Source organism: Hungatella sp. SB206 (assembly GCF_051132295.1).
GTDB lineage: Bacteria > Bacillota > Clostridia > Lachnospirales > Lachnospiraceae > Hungatella > Hungatella effluvii.
Genome location: NZ_CP096603.1, coordinates 4089861 through 4105479, shown reverse-complemented (window position 1 = coordinate 4105479; position 15619 = coordinate 4089861). Strand labels below are relative to the sequence as shown.

The 15619-nt window shown below is 50.5% G+C and carries 18 protein-coding genes; 16 read left to right on the top strand and 2 right to left on the bottom strand.

The features are described from left to right. Position 1 precedes the first annotated feature (1 nt). The 6 genes from M1L66_RS18055 (at position 2) to M1L66_RS18030 (ending at position 5080) form a co-directional block, all read left to right on the top strand. Positions 2-442: a cytidine deaminase gene (locus M1L66_RS18055; RefSeq protein ID WP_002603811.1), complete on the top strand. Its 441-nt coding sequence runs from the start codon at positions 2-4 to the stop codon at positions 440-442. Continuing rightward, positions 439-1761, top strand: coding sequence for a pyrimidine-nucleoside phosphorylase (locus tag M1L66_RS18050; protein WP_434687459.1), 1323 nt, complete (start codon positions 439-441; stop codon positions 1759-1761). Before M1L66_RS18055 ends, M1L66_RS18050 begins: the two co-directional genes overlap by 4 nt. Before the next feature lie 18 nt (positions 1762-1779). Beyond that, entirely contained in the window at positions 1780-2433 is a 654-nt protein-coding gene (gene deoC / locus M1L66_RS18045) for a deoxyribose-phosphate aldolase (RefSeq protein ID WP_434687457.1), read from the top strand. Between the two features lie 220 nt (positions 2434-2653). Beyond that, entirely contained in the window at positions 2654-3154 is a 501-nt protein-coding gene (gene ilvN, locus M1L66_RS18040; RefSeq protein ID WP_002603814.1) for an acetolactate synthase small subunit, read from the top strand. Between the two features lie 106 nt (positions 3155-3260). After that, positions 3261-4271, top strand: a complete 1011-nt coding sequence (gene ilvC / locus M1L66_RS18035) for a ketol-acid reductoisomerase (RefSeq protein WP_002603815.1) — start codon at positions 3261-3263, stop codon at positions 4269-4271. Between the two features lie 236 nt (positions 4272-4507). Then, on the top strand, positions 4508-5080 hold the full coding sequence (locus tag M1L66_RS18030; RefSeq protein ID WP_434687454.1) for a GNAT family N-acetyltransferase: 573 nt from the start codon (positions 4508-4510) through the stop codon (positions 5078-5080). A gap of 36 nt (positions 5081-5116) precedes the next feature. Here M1L66_RS18030 and M1L66_RS18025 read toward each other — a convergent pair whose 3' ends face one another. Beyond that, a complete protein-coding gene (locus M1L66_RS18025) occupies positions 5117-5755 on the bottom strand; it encodes an SDR family oxidoreductase (protein ID WP_434687452.1) in 639 nt (212 codons plus the stop codon). Between the two features lie 163 nt (positions 5756-5918). On the opposite strand from M1L66_RS18025, the gene M1L66_RS18020 reads away from it, so the two are divergent. Then, a complete protein-coding gene (locus M1L66_RS18020; RefSeq protein WP_002603817.1) occupies positions 5919-6239 on the top strand; it encodes a winged helix-turn-helix transcriptional regulator in 321 nt (106 codons plus the stop codon). A 127-nt stretch (positions 6240-6366) separates the two neighbouring features. On the opposite strand, the gene M1L66_RS18015 is transcribed toward M1L66_RS18020, so the two are convergent. After that, a complete protein-coding gene (locus M1L66_RS18015) occupies positions 6367-7263 on the bottom strand; it encodes a LysR family transcriptional regulator (protein WP_434687450.1) in 897 nt (298 codons plus the stop codon). 196 nt (positions 7264-7459) lie between these two features. Between M1L66_RS18015 and leuC the strand changes: the two genes are divergently transcribed. From leuC to M1L66_RS17970, 9 genes are all read left to right on the top strand, one after another. Further along, complete coding sequence (gene leuC, locus M1L66_RS18010; protein WP_187023849.1) at positions 7460-8725, top strand: 3-isopropylmalate dehydratase large subunit; 1266 nt, start codon at positions 7460-7462, stop codon at positions 8723-8725. 20 nt (positions 8726-8745) lie between these two features. Continuing rightward, on the top strand, positions 8746-9231 hold the full coding sequence (gene leuD, locus M1L66_RS18005; RefSeq protein ID WP_187023850.1) for a 3-isopropylmalate dehydratase small subunit: 486 nt from the start codon (positions 8746-8748) through the stop codon (positions 9229-9231). 209 nt (positions 9232-9440) lie between these two features. Continuing rightward, positions 9441-9983: a GNAT family N-acetyltransferase gene (locus M1L66_RS18000; protein WP_110324260.1), complete on the top strand. Its 543-nt coding sequence runs from the start codon at positions 9441-9443 to the stop codon at positions 9981-9983. Beyond that, the gene (ybaK, locus tag M1L66_RS17995) at positions 9937-10410 is read left to right on the top strand and encodes a Cys-tRNA(Pro) deacylase (protein WP_002603822.1); all 474 of its coding nucleotides are present in this window, start codon (positions 9937-9939) and stop codon (positions 10408-10410) included. Before M1L66_RS18000 ends, ybaK begins: the two co-directional genes overlap by 47 nt. A 305-nt stretch (positions 10411-10715) precedes the next feature. Beyond that, positions 10716-11591, top strand: coding sequence for a cell wall hydrolase (locus M1L66_RS17990; protein ID WP_110324259.1), 876 nt, complete (start codon positions 10716-10718; stop codon positions 11589-11591). 73 nt (positions 11592-11664) lie between these two features. Beyond that, positions 11665-12129 carry a YhcH/YjgK/YiaL family protein gene (locus M1L66_RS17985; protein ID WP_110324258.1) on the top strand — a complete coding sequence of 155 codons (465 nt, stop codon included), beginning with the start codon at positions 11665-11667 and terminating at the stop codon, positions 12127-12129. Between the two features lie 331 nt (positions 12130-12460). Beyond that, the gene (locus tag M1L66_RS17980; protein WP_434687446.1) at positions 12461-13333 is read left to right on the top strand and encodes a carbohydrate ABC transporter permease; all 873 of its coding nucleotides are present in this window, start codon (positions 12461-12463) and stop codon (positions 13331-13333) included. Beyond that, positions 13333-14169, top strand: coding sequence for a carbohydrate ABC transporter permease (locus M1L66_RS17975; RefSeq protein WP_187023852.1), 837 nt, complete (start codon positions 13333-13335; stop codon positions 14167-14169). Before M1L66_RS17980 ends, M1L66_RS17975 begins: the two co-directional genes overlap by 1 nt. 56 nt (positions 14170-14225) lie before the next feature. Beyond that, a complete protein-coding gene (locus M1L66_RS17970; protein ID WP_187023853.1) occupies positions 14226-15584 on the top strand; it encodes an ABC transporter substrate-binding protein in 1359 nt (452 codons plus the stop codon). The last annotated feature ends 35 nt before the right edge of the window (positions 15585-15619 follow it).

Genomic DNA, 15619 nt, shown 5'->3' with positions numbered 1-15619 from the left:
AATGGATGAAAAAATCACGCAGATGCTGATTGAAGAGGCGGCGGAGGCCAGAAAACAGTCCTTCTCCCCCTTTTCCGGATTTGCTGTGGGAGCGGCGCTTATGACGGCAGAGGGAGCGGTCTACCGAGGCTGCAATATCGAGTGCAGCGGTCTGACTGCCAGCAACTGTGCGGAGCGCACCGCGTTTTTCAAAGCGGTCAGCGAGGGAGAACGGAATTTTAAGGCGATCGCCATAGTGGGCGGTCCCAGTGACAGGGATGTGGAAAGCCTGTGCTATCCATGCGGAATCTGCCGCCAGGTAATGGCGCAGTTCTGCGATCTGGATTCGTTCCGGATTATCGTTGCGGCAGACCGCACCCATTGGGAGGAGTGTACGTTAAGGGAGCTTCTCCCCCGGGCGTTCCGGAGACACTGTATGGCGGAAGGGAGCGAAGAATCATGAGAATGTATGATGTTATTATGAAGAAACGGGATGGAGGAGTCCTGACCGATGAGGAGATTGGGTACTTCGTAAATGGGTATACAGAGGGAGAGATACCGGATTACCAGGCATCCGCCCTGCTGATGGCCATCTATTTTCAGGGGCTGAACAAGCATGAGACCGCTTGTTTGACTGGCTGTATGGCGGCATCCGGCGATGAGATCGATCTGTCACCCATTCCCGGAATCAAGGTGGATAAACACTCCACCGGCGGCGTGGGAGACAAGACCACCATGGTGATCGGGCCTGTGGCGGCTGCCTGCGGCGTTCCTGTGGCGAAGCTTTCCGGCAGAGGACTGGGACACACGGGCGGTACTCTGGATAAGCTGGAGGCCATACCGGGCCTCACAACGTCTCTGGACCAATCGAAATTCTTCGATATGGTGAAAGAGATCGGTATCGCCGTGGCCGGACAGACGGGGAACCTGGCGCCGGCGGATAAGAAGCTGTATGCGCTCCGGGACGTAACTGCCACGGTGGATAATATTTCCCTGATTGCGGCCAGCATCATGTCCAAGAAGATCGCCTCCGGTTCCGACCGCATTCTTCTGGATGTGAAGACGGGAAGCGGCGCATTTATGAAGACGCTGGACGATTCCATCGTGCTGGCCAGGGAGATGGTGGATATCGGCACGAACGTGGGACGGGAAGTCGTCGCCCTGGTCACCGATATGGACCGTCCTCTGGGCAGAAATATCGGAAATGCTCTGGAGGTCATGGAGGCGGTTGCCACACTGAAGGGCCATGGCCCTGAGGACTTCACGCAGATTTGTCTCGCCCTGTCGTCCAACATGCTGTATCTTGCCGAGATGGGAACCATGGAAGCGTGCACCGCCATGGCGAAAGAGGCGATTAAGTCCGGAAAGGCATTCGAGAAATTCTGCCAGATGGTGGAGGCTCAGGGCGGAGACGCTTCCTATGTGAGAAAGCCTGAGAAATTTACTGTCTCGCCGGTGGAATATGAACTGAAAGCAGAAAAAAGCGGCTATATTACCGCCATGGATACGGAAAAGATTGGGATGGCGGCCGTGGAGCTGGGGGCCGGCAGAAGAAAGAAGGAAGACTCCATCGATTACGGTGCAGGCATCATTCTGAATGCGAAGATCGGCGACCGTGTGGAAAACGGACAGACGATCGCCACGCTGTATACCTCGGCGGTAAGTCTCTTATCGGGAGCCATCGGCTTGTTAAAAGAGGCGGTCGTGATCGGAAAAGAGCAGCCGGAAGCGGAAAAACTGATCTATGCGAGAATCACGAAAGACGGCGTGGAACGATATTAGAGAAAGGATAGAATAACTATGACATATGCTGAGATGCTTCATTGCGTGGACCATACCCTGTTAAAGGCCTGCGCTTCATGGGAGGAGATTTGCAGACTGTGTGACGAGGCGGTCGAATACAAGACGGCATCCATCTGCGTGCCGCCCTGCTATATTAAGAGAATCCGTGAGAGGTATCCCGACCTGACGATCTGTACGGTTGTCGGCTTCCCTCTGGGATACAGCGTGACGGCGGCCAAGGTCTGTGAAGTGAAAGAGGCTCTGGCGGACGGCGCGGATGAGATCGATATGGTGATCAATTTGACCGACGTGAAGAACGGAGAGTATCAGAAGGTTGAGGACGAGATCAGAGCCTTGAAGGAGGCCACAGGCGACCGTATTTTAAAGGTTATTATCGAGACGTGTTATCTCACGGAGGAAGAAAAGACTGCCATGTGCCGCGCGGTGACCAATGCGGGGGCGGATTTTATCAAAACCTCCACCGGTTTCGGAACCGCAGGCGCCCTGCTCTCCGATATCGGGCTGTTTAAGGCAAATATCGGGGAGAATGTTAAAATCAAGGCTGCCGGCGGCGTCAGAACGCTGGAAGACTTAAAGAATTATGTGGAAGCGGGCTGCAGCCGCGTAGGCGCCAGCAGTGTGGTAAAGCAGGTGGCAGAGCTTCAGAAGTAAAAAGTGGATCGGTGGTTCCTGTAAGAAAGTCCGGACCTGGCGAACGCGCCTGTATTTGGCGCGAACGAAGGGGCCGGACTTTTGTGCGGCTCACCATATTCCCTCAGTCATAAAACGGAAGTATAACCTGAATTTATAATACACATTACTTTTATGTAGTTGACAAATAGAAGCAAGGTTGTTATCATTAAAATTACTATACAAAAAGGCGGGGATATGAATGGAAAGAATCGTATTATCGTTGCTGGTTGACAATACTTCCGGTGTTTTGAGCCGTGTGGCAGGGCTGTTCAGCCGCCGTGGCTACAACATTGAAAGCCTTACCGTGGGTGTTACCGCGGATGAGAGATATTCCAGAATGACAGTGGTTTCCATCGGAGACCAGGAAATTTTGGACCAGATCGAGAAACAGCTTCGCAAGCTGGAGGATGTGCGCGACATTAAGGAATTGAAGCCGGGTCATTCCGTATACAGGGAGCTGATCTTAGTCAAGGTCCGGGCCAATGCCAGTGAAAGGCAGGCGGTCAGCGCTATCGCGGATATTTTCCGTGCCACCATCGTCGATGTCGGCAAAGATTCTCTGACAGTTATGCTGACGGGCGACCAGTCAAAGCTGGACGCGCTCATCAATCTGCTGGAAGATTATGAGATACTGGAGCTGGCGAGAACCGGTCTTACGGGTCTCTCAAGAGGGTCTGATGACGTCCGTTACTTACCATAGTTTTATGAAGTTAGCTAGAGGTATTGCCAAAGGCGGACAGAGAGTCGTCGGCATAGTTCCTTTAACAATAATAATATGAATACATATATGAGGAGGAAATAAAAAGATGGCAAAGATTTATTATCAGGAAGACTGTAACTTATCCTTATTAGAGGGAAAGACCATTGCAGTCATCGGATACGGCAGCCAGGGACATGCACACGCATTGAATTTAAAGGAATCCGGCTGTGACGTAATTGTAGGACTTTATGAGGGCAGCAAGTCATGGGCAAAGGCAGAGGCACAGGGCTTAACCGTTTATACAGCAGCAGAGGCAGCAAAGAAAGCCGATATCATCATGATCTTAATCAACGATGAGAAGCAGGCAGCCATGTACAAGGAATCTGTAGAACCGAATCTGGAAGAGGGCAACATGCTGATGTTTGCACACGGCTTCGCGATCCATTTCGGACAGATCGTACCTCCGAAGAATGTAGATGTTACCATGATCGCTCCGAAGGCGCCTGGCCACACCGTAAGAAATGAGTATGTGGTTGGCAGAGGAACACCGTGTCTCGTAGCGGTTCATCAGGATTATACAGGCAAGGCAAAAGATATGGCACTGGCTTACGCGCTGGCATTAGGCGGAGCAAGAGCAGGCGTTTTAGAGACAACCTTCAAGGTAGAGACAGAGACAGACCTTTTCGGCGAGCAGGCTGTATTATGCGGCGGTGTATGCGCACTGATGAAGGCTGGCTTCGAGACTCTGGTAGAGGCTGGATATGCGCCTGAGAACGCTTATTTCGAGTGTATCCATGAGATGAAGCTGATCGTAGACTTAATCTTCGAGAGCGGATTCGCTGGAATGAGATACTCCATCTCTAATACGGCTGAGTACGGCGATTACATCACCGGACCGAAGATCGTAACAGACGAGACTAAGAAGGCGATGAAGCAGATCCTGACAGATATCCAGGATGGTTCCTTTGCTAAGGACTGGCTGCTTGAGAACCAGGTGGGCTGTTCTCACTTCAACGCGATGAGAAGAAAAGAAGCGGAGCATCCGGCTGAGAAGGTTGGTGCTGAACTGAGAAAGCTTTACAGCTGGAATGACGGCGGCAAGCTGATCGATAACTAATTAGAATACGCGGGAGATGGAAGGTAACTGCCATCTCCCGCCTTTTTTTATTTCACAGGAAAGTTCGTCCTATGAAATAAAAACCCTCCGGGGGACAGCGTGCCCCGTTTTATCGGGCATGCGCACTCCGTGCTAAAGAAATATGGCCGCTGAAGCGACCGCGCTCCGGCGCGATAGTCCGGCGAGCCGGACTATCTTGTATGGCGAATCGTAAGTATGTCTAAGGAGGCTGTGTGATGAAACATTTGGGAACGAAGAGAGTAGAGACAGAGAGGCTGATATTAAGACGGTTTACAATGGATGACGCGGATGCAATGTTCCGCAACTGGGCCAATGACCCGGAGGTAACGAAGTATCTGACATGGCCGGCTCACCCATCGGTGGAGGTTTCAAGAATGGTGCTGGAAAGCTGGGTGTCCCAATACGATGACAACGCAGTTTACCAGTGGGCGATTGTGCCCAGGGACATCGGTGAGCCGGTCGGAAGCATCGGCGTCGTCCATGGCAGGGATGAGATCGCAATGGTGCACATCGGCTACTGTATCGGAAAAAAATGGTGGCAGCAGGGGATCACATCGGAGGCGCTGACCGCCCTGATCCGATTTTTCTTTGAGGAAGCCGGAATGAACCGGGTAGAGTCCCGCCACGATCCTCATAATCCCAATTCGGGCCGCGTGATGAAAAAGTGCGGAATGAAATATGAAGGGACCATGAGGCAGGCGGATATCAATAACCAGGGAATCTGTGATTTCTCTGAATACGGGATTCTGGCCGAAGACTATTTCGGCGGAAAGCAGGCAGAGAAATAGAGCGAACCACAGACAGTACGAGGGAATGGGGCCGGGCTATGCTTCTATCACAGAGATTCGTTCTCTGATATGGCTTCCGTTTACGGCCTCTTCGATCATGGCGGAAGCATAGTCCGCGTAGCTGATCACGCTTTCCCCCTTCGCATTCAGGAAAAGTTCTTCCCCGCCAAACAGATATTTTCCAGTCTCCCCGCCGTCCGCGCGGAAGTCACAGGCAGGACTCAAATAGGTCCATCTGACATCCCCACGTTTCTGGAGTTCATCGAGGGCCTGCCCCATGCTGCCCGCCAGAGGTACGAAGGCCTCGGGAAAGCCGGGTCCATCCATGACTTGCGCCGTATGATCGGGGGTGACGTAGAGGCTGCCGGCTCCGCCGACGACCAGCAGACGGGTCCAGGTACCGCTCAAAAGATCACATAGATGCTTTAAGGACGAGCTGTGCTGCGGCAGTGTTTCCGGAGTCCATGCACCGAAGGCCTCAATAACCGCGTCGAAGCCCGCCAGATCTTCCGGAACCAGGGAGAATAAGTCCTTCTGTATAACGTTTTGGGCCGAGCTTCTGTTTTCCTCTCGGACAACTGCGGTGACCTCGATCCCGCGTTCCACCGCTTTTTCAACAATCAGCCTTCCTGCTTTTCCGTTTGCACATACTACAGCCATTTTCATAGATTTCATTGATAAGATCCTCCTTAAAATGTAATTGGACTTGTTTTTTGGTGTTTATAGAATTATAATAGGACTGTACAGCAGAAATGTAAAGTAAGCACTTTTTTGTGCTATAGGTACCTAAAAGAAACTATGAATGAGTAGCCAAACAAAGCTGGAAATGGAGGAAACAATGGAAAAGACATTGCCGGCATGTCCGGTTGAGACGACGCTGATGCTGATCAGCGACAGATGGAAAGTGCTGATTATCCGAGATTTATTAGACGGTACGAAGCGTTTTGGGGAACTGAAAAAATCCATCGGTTCTATTTCCCAGAAGGTGCTGACCTCCAATCTGCGGGAGATGGAGGCGGATGGACTGGTGAACAGAAAGGTCTACGCGGAGGTGCCTCCCAGAGTGGAGTATACACTTACGGATACAGGCTACAGTCTGAAGCCTATTCTGGACGCGATGGTTGAGTGGGGGATGGAGTATAAGAGAAAGCTGAACTGAGTATAAAAATATGAAAAATAGAGAAATAGAGAAATAAGAAGGGACCGCCTGGGACAACAGATAACTGCTGTCTCCATGCGGTCCGAATTATGCCGGTTTCGCAATATCCAATTTTCGCAATATCCGGTTATGAGATCGGAAAACTGTCACAGAAGGATAAGAAATCCTCTAACGCTCTGGAAGTCCCCCCTGGATTATAGGCGAAGCCGATGGTACGCTTTTTGATCGGCCATTTCATGGGAATCGTGACCAGCGTCTTCTTGTCCAGCTCTTCCTGAACGAACTCCCGGATCACACAGCCGATTCCGAGGCCAATCTTGGCGAACTCGATCAGAATATCCATGGTGTTTACCTCCAGCACCTGGCCGAGGACGATCTGATGCTCGCTTAAGTATTCATCGATGTATTTTCTTGTCATGTTGTTCCGGTCCAGAAGCAGGATGTTGCCGGTCTGGAAGATATCTGTATTCCTGCCTTCCCGCAGGTATAAGTTGTCCAGATACGGCTTTGTGGATACGAAGATATCCTGAATGTTCATCACCGGGACGAAGATCAGCGGTTTCCTGCTGGACGGTTCGGCGATAAGCCCCAGATCGATGTGCTGCTGTTCCAGCATGGCGATGGTGTGGGTGGTGGACTGGCTCTCGATGGTGATCTTCACATGAGGATACTTTTCGATGAAGCCCTTTAAGTAAGGGAGCAGGATATACTTGCAGAGTGTGTTGCTCACTCCGATGCGCAGATGGCCGATATTAAAGTCCTTGATCCGCTTCAACTCATTTTCTCCACGGCTCAGTGCCTCGAAGGCGGATTCCGTATGGTGAAAGAGCAGTTCCCCCTCGCTGGTCAGCTGAACGCCTCTGGAATTCCGAGTGAAGAGGGAGACACCTAAACTGTCCTCCAGCTTGCTGATGGATTTACTGATGGCGGGCTGACTGATGTAAAGCTCCTTGGCGGCCTTGGAGATGTTTCCGGCCTTTGCCACTTCGTAGAAAATCTTATATTGCGAAAGGTTTTGTTCCATATATGCCTCTTTTCCTGGTATCCATTCCGGTTGGCTCTCTGCCTCGCGCGGCGCGCTCTGGTCCGTCTCCGTCCAGCCGGAACGGTATAACTGACTATTATATTAAGTATTCATATTATGTATTTCTATTATATCAATAAGTATGTTAGAATGTAAAGCAGAAAATGAGAACAGGGTTTGAAGGAGGATATAGATTATGGGAATGACAATGACCCAGAAAATTTTAGCGGCTCATGCGGGGCTTTCGGACGTGAAGGCCGGACAGTTGATTGAGGCGGATTTGGATCTCGTATTGGGGAATGATATCACCTCTCCGGTGGCTATCAACGAGATGAAAAAATTCGACACAGAGACAGTTTTCGACAAGGATAAGATCGCTCTGGTTATGGACCATTTTATCCCGAACAAGGACATTAAATCAGCGGAAAACTGCAAGTGCTGCCGTGACTTTGCATGCAGACATGAGATCAGCAATTACTTTGACGTGGGACAGATGGGAATTGAGCACGCGCTGCTTCCGGAAAAAGGACTTGTGGTAGCGGGTGATGCAGTGATCGGCGCCGACTCACATACGTGTACATACGGCGCGCTTGGTGCATTTTCCACTGGTGTGGGAAGTACGGACATGGCGGCCGGTATGGTGACGGGAAAAGCATGGTTTAAGGTACCATCCGCGCTGAAATTCGAGCTGGTTGGCAAACCCGGCGGCTGGGTCAGCGGAAAAGACGTCATTTTACATATTATCGGCATGATTGGCGTGGATGGCGCTCTCTATAAATCCATGGAATTCACCGGCGAGGGAATTAAGAACTTAACCATGGATGACCGCTTTACCATCTGTAACATGGCCATCGAGGCGGGCGGAAAGAACGGCATTTTCCCTGTGGACGACCTGGCGGTTCAGTACATGAAGGAGCACTCCAAACGGGAGTTCACCGTGTATGAGGCCGATTCCGATGCAGAGTATGACGAGGTCTACACCATCGATTTATCGGAATTGAAACCGACAGTGGCGTTCCCGCACCTTCCGGAGAATACAAAGACCATCGGTTCCTTCGGTGATATCATGGTGGATCAGTCGGTGATCGGTTCCTGTACCAACGGGCGGATCGACGATATGAGAATCGCTGCAAAGGTGATGAAGGGCAGAAAAGTGGCGAAAAATGTCCGCTGTATCGTAATTCCTGCAACACAGGAGATCTACCTGCAGGCCATGAGAGAGGGACTTCTGGAGATCTTTATCGAGGCGGGAGCGATCGTGAGCACACCGACCTGCGGACCGTGTCTGGGTGGTTACATGGGAATTCTGGCTGCAGGAGAACGCTGTATCTCCACAACGAACAGGAATTTTGTAGGCCGTATGGGCCATGTGGATTCTGAAGTGTATTTGGCAAGCCCGGCGATCGCGGCGGCCAGCGCCATCACTGGAAAGATTTCAGCGCCGGAAGAACTCGGCTTATAAGGAAAAAGGAGGACAGATTAATGAAAGCGACAGGTTCCGTTTTTAAATATGGGGACAATGTGGACACGGATGTCATCATTCCGGCCAGATATTTAAATATTACAGATGGATATGAACTTGCCAAACACTGTATGGAAGATATAGACAGGGATTTTGTGAAAAATGTAAAAAAAGGCGATATTATCGTAGCGAATAAGAATTTTGGCTGCGGCTCCTCCAGAGAGCATGCGCCGCTCGTAATCAAGTGCGCAGGGGTCAGCTGTGTCATAGCGGAGACTTTTGCAAGAATTTTTTACCGCAACGCCATTAATATCGGCCTGCCGATTATCGAATGCCCGGAGGCTGCTAAGGCCATCACTGCGGGTGACGAGGTGGAAGTCGATTTTGACAGCGGTATCATTACGAATAAGACGACGGGACAGTCCTATGAGGGCCAGGCATTCCCGCCGTTTATGCAGAAGATTATTTCTGCAGGGGGATTGATTCCATATATAAATCAGAAGTAGGGTACCGGAGGAGCCCGGATATACCAGAGACAGCATTCTGGCATATCCGGGCTTCTTTTTCATGATTTGCTTACTGCAGGCAGAACCTGCGGAGCGCGCTGCCCGTCACGAAGCGGGCTGAAATAATTTTTCCTATACACGGCGCGCAGGCAGTGCTATATTATATAGAAGAAACACATCAAAAACTGTCGAAAGGGAGGATATGCCGTATGACAATTCAATTTGCCGCGGAGGAAGACACAGGGCTGATCCTGCGATTTATAAAGGAACTTGCCGATTATGAGGGAATGCTTTCCGAAGTGGAGGCGACAGAAGAGTTGCTGCGGGAATGGATTTTCGAAAAGAAAAAGGCTGAGGTGCTGATTGGGAAGGAGGGTGGAGAACCGGTGGGATTTGCCCTGTTTTTCCATAACTTTTCCACATTTCTGGGCAGAGCCGGAATTTACCTGGAGGACCTTTACGTCAGACCGGAATACCGGGGAAAGGGCTGCGGAACCGCGTTCTTGAAGCGCCTGGCAGAGATCGCTGTGGAGCGGGGCTGCGGGCGCCTGGAGTGGTGGTGCCTCGACTGGAATAAACCGAGTATTGAATTCTACCGCGCCATGGGAGCCGTTCCCATGGACGACTGGACGGTTTACCGGATCGCCGGCGATCAGCTGAAGAAGCTTTCCGGACATGCCGGAGATTCAGAAAGGAGTGAATCAGATGGTGAAGACGAACGCCATGCGTATGCTGGACAAGGCGAAAATTGAATACAGAACAAAAGAGTACGAGGTGGATGAGAATGACTTATCGGGAAGCCACGCCGCGGACATGATGGGAGTGGATCACGGAAGCGTGTTTAAGACTCTGGTGCTGAAAGGGGAGAAGATGGGCTATTTGGTCTGCTGCATCCCTGTGGATGCGGAGCTGGATTTAAAGAAGACGGCCAGGGCGGCAGGCGATAAGAAGGTGGAAATGATCCACATGAAGGACCTTCTGGCCGTTACGGGATACATCAGAGGGGGATGTTCTCCCATTGGGATGAAGAAGCAATTCCCCACTTTTGTCGAAGAAAGTGCTGTTTTGTATGATGAGATCGCCATAAGCGCCGGATTAAGAGGCCAGCAGATCCTGATTTCCCCACAAACCCTGGTAACCTTCATCCGGGGAAAATTTGCTTCCCTGACGTTTGAATAGTTTACATAAAATTAAAACGCAAAAAAACACAAAATTTGCAACTTTAAATAAGTAACAGAAATGTAACAGATTTGTAAAAATTAAATAATAAATATAGATAAAAATATAGCTTACAACAAGCTTTTAAATGTAATATATATACAAAAAATATAAAAAGACCAGAAAACGCTCAAGGAAAATATCACAAAGATGTTAAATAAGTATTGACTTTGTTGACAAGACTCCTCTATAATACGCTCGTCACCCGGAAATGGCTGCAAAAGTCTGCGGCTTAGATGTATGAGAGAAAAGAAAGAGGAGTATGTATGCTGACATTGCGCTCAATTCTTCAGCATATCTGTCAGTTCTTTCGGGGACTGGCGGTGAAGGCCACAAAAAGGATGTATCGATCGTCGGCTGTCTTTATGGCAGGCGCTGCGGTGATCACAGTTGTGGCATTTACCTCGACCGGTTTCGGCAGCGGAGGAAAGAACGCCCTGACGGCGTTTGCGGAGACTCCGGGGCAGGAGACGGCGGCAGAAGAGGAAGATGCAGAAGAAGAGGAACCTGTTACGGAAGCAAAAGTACAAGTCCAACTTACCGAAATAAAGAAGCAGGGACAACTGTTAGCCGGTAATCTATTGGAAAAAGAAGTACAGCAGAAGCAGGAAATCCAACAGGAATCAAAAGAAGAGCTCGAACGTATCAATGAACAGATTGTCATGGATGCTAAGATAAAGGCGCTGGAGGCAGAAGAAAATGCCCGCCAGAAAGCTTTGGAAGAAGAAAGACGCAGGGAAGAAGAGAAGAAAGCGGCAAGCCGGAAGGCGGTTTCAGATGACGATTATCAGGTTCTGCTGCGGATCGTTCAGGCAGAAGCCGGAGTCTGTGACGAGAAGGGAAAGATTCTTGTGGCCAATGTGGTGCTGAACCGCGTGAAGAGCCAGGAGTTCCCGGATTCAGTTAGAAGCGTTGTCTATGAGCCTTCTCAGTTTTCACCGGTATCAGACGGTTCCATCAATTCCGTGAAGGTGACGGAGGAGACGAGGGAATGCGTGAACCGGGCGCTGGAAGGGGAGGACTATTCCGACGGGGCGTTATACTTCATGAACCGGAGAGGTTCCAGAAGCGGAGCTGTGAGCTGGTTTGATTCCCATTTAACGTATCTGTTCCGCCATCAAAATCATGAGTTTTTTAAATAAAAACATTGTAGAATATTCTGCTTTAGGTGTATAATATAGCTAAGAAATTTTATACATAAAGGAGAACAGGGCTATGATTTTTGACTCAGCGAAGAATCTTGATTTTTACAGAGGGCTTGGAATTGAAGGCAGATACGGCAAGGCAGTTGATTTCCTTCAGAATACCGATTTAGAGAACCTGGCACCGGGGAAATACGAAATTGATGGCAAGAACGTCTATGCGAATGTAACCGAATACACCACGATTCCGTGGGAAGAAGCGAAGTATGAATCGCACCATGATTACACGGACATCCAGTACATGATCACGGGTACTGAGACCATGACTTATGCACCGGTGGACGCACTGAATGTGACAGTACCGTATAACGAAGAAAAAGACTGTGTTTTATATGACAACGCAAATCCTGGATTAAAGGTAGTTGTCGGAGCAGGTGAATATATGATCTTTAATCCGTGGGATGGCCATAAGCCGAAAGCAGCAGACGGCGAGCCGGCCCCGATTAAGAAGGTAATTGTGAAAATTAAGGAAAATTAATGAGATATCTCATAACGGAGCGTTCCTTTCGCGGGAGCGCTCTTTTTTTGGTTTCATAGGGAAGTTCGTCCTATGAAACCAAAACCCTCAGGGGGAGGCGCACTCCGCGCTAAGGAAATTTGGCTGCTGAAGCAACCGCGCTCCGGCGCACGAGTCCGGCTTGCCGGACTCGTTGTGTGAAGGGAGGTTTTTGTTTCCGTAACCGTTCCAGCGAAAAATTCCCCCTGAATCAAAAAAATGTGGAGTTTTTCCCGGGCCATTTTCCAACTATAATGAAATTACAAAGAATTGAAACAGAGGAAAAATGAGGAAAAGATAAAGGGGTGGAACCATGAAAAAGAAACGGCTGACATACAGTAACTTTTACTTTTACCTATTGCTCCTTGCGCCGATTCTGGCTGTCTATATCCTGTTTTTTGTTATTCCTGTGGTATCCAGCATGTTTTTCAGCCTGACGAATTTTAATGGAATCAGCCTGAAATTCAAGTGGGTGGGATTTAACAATTACGATGTGGCGTTTCATGACAAGGTGTTTAAGAAGGCCATGGTCAACACCTTTCTGTTCGCCCTGGGAGCGACAGTATTACAGAATCTGTTCGCAATCGTGTTCGCAATGGCGCTGAACACGAAAATCAAGTCCAGAAACTTCCTGCGGATGCTGCTTTTTGCACCGTGTATGCTATCCCCCGTGGTGGTGGCATTTATCTGGCAGTTTATCTATATGCCGGACGGCATGTTGAACCACCTGCTGGGAACCGACATCACCTGGCTGGGAAACAGAAAGACAGCGCTGTCCTGTGTGGTGATCGCTCATGTGTGGATGTGGATCGGATATTCTTCCACCATTTACATGTCCAACTTACAGAGTATATCGACGGATATTCTGGAAGCGGCGTCCATCGACGGAGCGGGGCCGTGGCAGAAATTTGGGAGCATCATCCTGCCGATGCTGGCTCCGGCCACCACCATCAATGTGACGCTTGCGTTTACCCAGTCCCTAAAGGTATTTGACATTGTCTACGCCATGACAGGCGGCGGACCGCTGAATTCCACGGAAACGGTGGGAACGTACGTGGTCGCCAATATGAACCGCGGCCTGCACGGCTACGCATCGGCTCAGACCGTACTTTTAACCATCGTGATAGTCCTGTTCGGGCAGGTTTTAATCGGAGTTCTGAAAAAACGAGAGGAGGCGATTTACTGATGAAAACCAGAAAGAAACCATTGCTTTTTCTGTTCGAACTGCTGATGATCGCCGCTTGCGTGCTGATGTTTTACCCGGTGATCATGATGGTTCTTGTGTCCCTGAAGGATGAGGCGCTGCTGGCGAGCGAGCCCTTAAGCCTGAAGACCAGCTTCGCCTTTAAAAACTATATAACTGCGGCGAAGGGAATGAAATACTGGAGGGCGCTGCTTAACTCTTCCGTATTGACGGTATTCAGCTCTTTGATCACCACGTTCTTTGGAGCCTGCGGGGCGTATGCCATTATGCGGGCGAGAAGAGGAAAGAAGCTCTTTCTCGTACTGAACGCGCTGTTTCTCATCGGTCTGGCGCTGCCGCAGCAGGTGGCCATGGTGCCTCTCGTCTTATGGATGCAGAAGCTTCACGTAGCCAATACGCTGTTCGGACTGATAATGGCGTTTATCGGAGCCAACGCGGCATACGGCGTGTTCTTTTTTTCCGGCTTTGTGAATACCGTACCCATCACCCTGGAGGAGGCGGCCTATATTGACGGAGCCAGCCCCTTTACGACATTTATCAGAATCGTGTATCCGCTGCTTAAACCACCCATGGTAACGCTTTTGATCGTGATCGCCTTAAGGGTCTGGAACAACTTTATGTATCCCCTGCTGCTGCTGCAGGGTCAGAATTCCAGGACGCTGCCACTTACGGTATTTTTCTTTAAGGGCGACTTATCGATCCAGTGGAATATTCTGTTTGCGGCGACAACTCTGGTGATCCTGCCGCTGATGATCGTCTATTTTATACTGCAGAAGCAGATCATTTCCGGCATGTTAAACGGGTCTGTGAAGGGTTGAATCAGTTAAATGCAATAGTAACAAAATCATATTAAGGAATAACAGGAGGAAGAAACATGAGAAAAAGAAGAACAGCAGCATGTTTCATGGCGGCAGCCATGGTAATGGGATCTCTGGCCGGATGCGGACAGAAGGCGGCGCCGGAGACGACGGCGGCACAGACCAGCGAGGCGAAGAAGGAAGAGACCGCCGCAGCGGAGGAAACGAAGGCGGAAGCGGAGAGTACGGGAGAACAGGTGGAGCTTAAGGTGTTCGGATTTAAGACCGGGGCGGAGGAAGGCGCGATTCCGGAACTGATCGAACAGTTCAACAAGGAGAATCCGGATATCAAGGTGGTGTACGAGGGAATCAGCAACGCGGGCGGTTATCAGGATGTACTCACCGCGAGACTGGCTTCCGGGCAGGGGGACGACGTGTTCTTTGCCAACCCCAATTACCTGCCGCAGCTTCAGGAAGCGGGCTATACCGAGGATCTGTCCGATATGCCTGTGGTGGAGAAGTACAGCGGCCTTGTAAAGGACTTGCTGACCATCAATGACAGCATTCCGGGTCTCGGCATGGAAGTGGCCGTATTTGGTATGTTTTCCAACCTCGATGTGCTGAAGGAAGCGGGCATCGATCACGCGCCGGCAAACTACAAAGAGTTTCTGGAGGATTGTGAGATCCTGAAGAAAGCCGGAAAGACACCGGTCGTGGCCGGAGCCAAGGACGGTACGGGCGTTGCTATTCTCTCACTGGCGAAGAGCATGGACCCGGTCTATCAGGCATCCGATAAGATGGACCAGATTGCCAAAATGAACAGCGGCGAGCTGAAATTCGGCGATGTGATGCAGCCGGGATTCGCACTGGTGGAAGACCTGATCTCCAAAGGTTATCTGGACGGAAGTAAGGCCCTCGTCTATGCGGCGGGTCAGGACGATATTGCAGAATTCGCAAAGGGAGGGGCCGGCTTTATGCCTGGCGGAAGCTGGTTTGTGGCAGGACTTGAGAGCGCAGCTCCGGATATGAACTATACTCTGGGCGGTATTCCGGTCGAGGATGACGATTCCCTGATTCTGATCAATGCCGGTGTCCGCGTCTGCATCAACAGCTCTTCTGAGAAGAAGGACGCAGCCCGGAAATTCGTGGAATTTTTCACCGGACTGGACAGCATGAACGCATATGTGGCAAGCCAGAACAGCTTCAATCCGCGCACGGATGGAGCCAGCACGAACAACGATGTGGTGGAGCCTGCGGCGGAGCGTCTGAGCGCGGCCCGCATGGTTCCGTGGGTGGATTCTGCCTTTGACATCGCGGTGGTCAGCCCATGGGCGGACGCCCGTACCTTTACGGCCAATGTGGCGGGTGGTGATTCCGTTGACAATGCGGTCAAGGACTTAAACGCACAGGTTGAGAATAATCTGAAACTGAAATAATGCAGGCTGGCAGCCGCAGGACTGAGTCTTGCGGC